Below are 948 nucleotides of genomic sequence, written 5' to 3' on the forward strand. Positions count from 1 at the left end.
CAATCGCATCCAAGCTTCTAAACAACCGAATCAATAGAGCTGCGATTTCAAAGTCTTTCTTATCTTCTGATAGAAAGTATTCGCCCTTTTTCATGCGAGAAATAGTCGCTTCAGAAAGACCAAGAATATCGGAAATTTCTTTTTGCTTAAGACCTAGGGTGTGAACCCAATTCAATACCTTGCTGTGTCTGACTTTTTGTGATTCATAACTCCCAACTTAGGGAGTTTTAGATGGCACAATTTGATTTAAGCGACGCCGAATGGTTGGTTATTGAGCCTTTATTACCGAAAAAAGGTCGTGGTCCGGCCCGTAGGGATGACCGTCTTATTCTGAATGGTATCTTTTATATCTTACGTACAGGCACACCGCGCAGCGGCTGGGTCAAAAAAGGGGAACTGGCGGAAAGTATTGGCCGCTCACGCGGAAGCCGGACAAGTAAGGTTCACGCGGCCGTAGGTCAGAAAGGCCGTCCGATCCGTCTTGCAATTAGCGGCGGTCACGTTCATGACAGCAAGCTGATGCCTGACTTCCTTGATTGGGAAGTGCCACCTCTGGCCATTGTTGCTGATAAGGTTTATAGCAGTCATAAAATCAGAGAAGCTATCGCTGATGAAGGGGCTTTGGCTGTCATTCCCTCAAAAAGTAACACCAAAAAGCAGATCCCTCACGATAAGAACCTTTATGCAATGAGAAATATTGTGGAGCGTTTCTTTTGTAAAATGAAGGATATGAGACGGCTGGCAACAAGATTTGAGAAAAAGGGAGCAAACTTCTTAAACATGATATTCCTATTCTCCATAAGATGTTGGATCAGTTGAGTCCACACCCTAATAGAAGTATTCCGGTAATTTTTTATGTAATGCTCTTGAGATTTATACCTATATGGGTATAATCATGTGATGAGTGAAGAGAAAATAATATACTGGTTGGGGAACTCCAAAAAGGCA

Annotated in this window: 2 protein-coding genes; one reads left to right on the plus strand and one right to left on the minus strand. The window is 42.8% G+C overall.

Annotated features, from left to right (window positions below; all coding sequences use genetic code 11):
• On the minus strand, positions 1 to 175 hold a 175-nt coding region (locus tag WH95_RS21900), incomplete at its 3' end, for an antitoxin Xre-like helix-turn-helix domain-containing protein (protein WP_407060153.1).
• Between the two features lie 56 nt (positions 176 to 231).
• Between WH95_RS21900 and WH95_RS21105 the strand changes: the two genes are divergently transcribed.
• On the plus strand, positions 232 to 819 hold the full coding sequence (locus WH95_RS21105) for an IS5 family transposase (protein WP_082114258.1): 588 nt from the start codon (positions 232 to 234) through the stop codon (positions 817 to 819).
• Positions 820 to 948 lie beyond the last annotated feature (129 nt).

The organism is Kiloniella litopenaei (genome assembly GCF_000982415.1).
Lineage (GTDB): Bacteria > Pseudomonadota > Alphaproteobacteria > Kiloniellales > Kiloniellaceae > Kiloniella > Kiloniella litopenaei.

Excerpts from the sequence above, each read along its gene's own strand:
- WH95_RS21105 (WP_082114258.1), top strand. The coding sequence starts at position 232 with ATGGCACAATTTGATTTAAGCGACGCCGAATGGTTGGTTATTGAGCCT.